Source organism: Paludibacterium yongneupense DSM 18731, from assembly GCF_000422925.1.
Taxonomy (GTDB): Bacteria; Pseudomonadota; Gammaproteobacteria; order Burkholderiales; family Chromobacteriaceae; genus Paludibacterium; species Paludibacterium yongneupense.
Genome location: NZ_AUGZ01000053.1, coordinates 1 through 3,330, shown reverse-complemented (window position 1 = coordinate 3,330; position 3,330 = coordinate 1). Strand labels below are relative to the sequence as shown.

At 52.0% G+C, this 3,330-nt stretch carries 1 protein-coding gene; it reads left to right on the top strand.

Annotation, left to right across the window (positions count from 1 at the left end; translation table 11 throughout):
- The first annotated feature begins 44 nt into the window (after positions 1-44).
- A complete protein-coding gene (locus G520_RS22915) occupies positions 45-3,257 on the top strand; it encodes an AAA domain-containing protein (protein WP_051229418.1) in 3,213 nt (1,070 codons plus the stop codon).
- The last annotated feature ends 73 nt before the right edge of the window (positions 3,258-3,330 follow it).

The window sequence follows — 3,330 nt, the reverse complement described above, 5'->3', positions numbered from 1 at the left end:
CCACAGGCAGCAGTAGCCTAAAACAGGTTTATGCGACAACTACCTTGAAAAACGCCGATCTGCTTGAACCACAAGAGCTCAGGGCCTTCGCCATTGCGCATATCGATCAGTTTGATCTTTACCTCTCCCTTCACAACATTCCGGCATTTGGATATGTGGAAGAACCCGAGGTTGATGAGACAGGTACTGAATTAACTGAAGACCCTTATCCTGGGAACTGGAAGTCTTTTGTCAGTATCTATGAAGACCTGTTTGCCACCGTCACCGAGGGCTGGCCATCGGGAGACAATCGATTCGAGCAGGCTGATTATTGGCTATTGGCGAAACAAGGCACGGTAACCGGCGCTACAAAACATATCCTTGCACTGTATGAACACATGCGAGGGGGCAGTCCTGACGTCCCGCTGTATCAACAATACGCCTCGCTGGACATTCGACCGGTAGAGCCCTGTTTGCCGAGCAACGCGGCTTTCGCCTCTCGTCTTGGGCACGCCAGCGACCAATTTGCACTGGCTCCCGCGCAACGCGATGCCCTCACCCATTTATTGGCGATGCAGCAAGGCGAAATACTGGCCGTCAACGGCCCTCCGGGAACCGGCAAAACCACCTTGCTATTGTCAGTGGTTGCTTCACAGTGGGCACAAGCAGCACTTGATCAGGCCGACCCGCCTGTGATCCTGGCGGCATCGAGCAACAACCAGGCGGTAACGAACATAATTGATGCGTTTGGTAAAGACTTTGCACATGGCTCGGGCCCCTTTACCGGCCGATGGCTACCGGACCTGAAGAGTTTTGGCTCTTACTTTCCGGCGTTCGGCAAAGAGGACGAACAGTCAAAAACCTATCAAACCAGAAGTTTCTTCGACACGGTTGAATCAAAGGGCTATATCGAACATGCCAAGCAGGCCTACCTGGCAGCGGCTCGACAAGCGTTCCCCGGTTTACATGAATTGACCATTGATTCTGCCATCAAAGAACTGCACAAAGCCCTAGCAGAAAAAGTCGCGAAACTAACCGCGATTGAATCTTCCTTGCAGAGATTTCGCCAGGCTAACATCGCGCTGGCTAAGGAGCTGGGAGATGTTCCAGAAGAGACACTGGCTCAGCGCCGTACACAACTCGAAACTGTCGAATCTCAAAAATCTGCCTACGACGCGATGGTTGACTGCTGGGAGCATTTCCGGGCAAAGGAATCCATTCTCTACACATTGTTCTCGTGGATTCCTGCAATTGCAGAGAAACGACTACGGCTTGCGAAACTGGCACTCAAACCCCTGCTGACTACGCCAGAGCTATCTGATCAGTGGCGTAAAATTGATGATATCGATGCCGCCATGTCGGCCATCACCGCCGAGTGGCGTCAGCGTCTTGGCGAGCATCAACAACTGGTCGCAACCGGGGAAGCAGTACTAGCTGAGAGGGAAACGGCCAAAGAGGCGTTGGCAAATACACTCCGCGTGCAAGCCGAAGAGGCTAACGTTAAGTTGGACTCAATTGACGAGATAGATGCATTTGCGGATATGCACATTCGCTTTCCAATCTTTTTGCTCACCACCCATTACTGGGAAGGGCGGTGGCTGCAAGAGATGGAGCCATTGATTCCCAATCTTGATGAAATCAGGCGGAAAAATGGTCCTGTCGCGGTGGCGAAGAGTTGGAGGCGCAGAATGATGCTGACTCCTTGCTGCGTTTCGACCTTTGCCATGCTCCCCGCCTTAATGAAGGTCTTCCGGAGCAATGGCAGCGAATATATTGCTGACTATCTCTATAACTTCATCGATCTGTTGATTGTCGATGAGGCTGGGCAGGTGTTACCCGAGGTAGCGGGGGCATCATTTGCACTGGCTCGCCGCGCGCTGGTGATTGGCGATACCTTGCAGCTAGACCCGATTTGGGTCATTCCCCCTCACGTCGATGCGGGCAATCTGGCTCATGCCAAGCTGATCAAGGTGGAGACGGCTGAACAGGAATATGAAACCATCGCTGATCTGGGCAAAACAGCGGCGTCTGGCAGTGTGATGCGCATTGCACAAGGTGCCACTCGCTATCACTACGATATAGATCTAGCACGTGGCATGTTCTTGTACGAGCATCGTCGCTGCTTTGACGACATCATTGAGTACAGCAACCGGCTTTGCTATCACGGCAAATTGCTGAAGAAACGCCCTGACCGGCCCATCCAGGGCAATCTCCCTCCGTTGGGCTACTTGCACATCGACGGTATTTGTTCTCAAAACGCCAACCACAGTCGGTACAACCGATTGGAGGCCGAAACCATTGCGGCCTGGATCAGCACCCATCGAGATGAGCTTGAACAAAAGTATGGCCAGCCCTTAGCGGAGATTCTTGCAGTTGTAACCCCCTTTAAGGGGCAGGTCGACATGGTGGCCAGGGCCTGCCGCAGCCAAAGCATCCCCGTCAATAACGGCGAAAACGGCATAACAGTCGGCACTGTTCACTCACTGCAAGGGGCAGAGCGACGCATTGTCATTTTTTCTCCAGTCTATTCAAAGCATGCTGATGGAGGGTTTATCGACAAAAAGGTCAGCATGCTCAACGTTGCGGTTTCGAGAGCAAAAGACAGCTTTTTGGTCTTTGGCGACATGGATATATTTGAGCTGATGCCGGAGAGCAAACCCAGAGGTTTGCTCGCTAAGTTTCTGTTCAAACGCACTGAACAGACCCTGCAATTTGAAGTAAGACCGCGGCAGGATCTGACGCAAGACAACAAGAACCCGTACCCGATTACAGATGCAGCCGAGCACGATGCATTTTTAATGGCGGCAGTCACAAAGGCTATCGAAGAAGTGCATATCGTCTCGCCGTGGCTGAGCCTGAAACGCATGAAGGAAACGGGGGCCTTGAACCTATTGTCTGAGGCGGCTCATCGAGGCGTAGAGATTCACATTTATACCGATTATGTGTTGAACGAGGAGCAATATGGTCCGGGCGCAATCCAGAGAAATCGCCTGAAATTGCTGAAAGCAGCTGAGCTTCTTGCTGCTGAGCAAATCTCCGTACACTTCGTCAGACAGGTGCATAGCAAGATCGTGGTGTGCGATCAAAACCTCTATTGTGTGGGCTCGTTCAATTGGTTCAGTGCCAGCCGAGATGATCGGTATGCCCGATTCGAGCAATCTCTTGTCTATCGTGGCAAACATCTCGTGGACGAAATCCGTGTGCTCAAAGATAACCTGAAGAAACGCGTAGTTTTCTTTGATGAGCATGGCGGTGACCCCCTGTGTCAGGGTAGTTGAGATGATCCCTTTTCAGGGATTTCATACTCAATCCAGGGGGCCGGAATTTCACCATGTCGCGTTTATCCAAGGC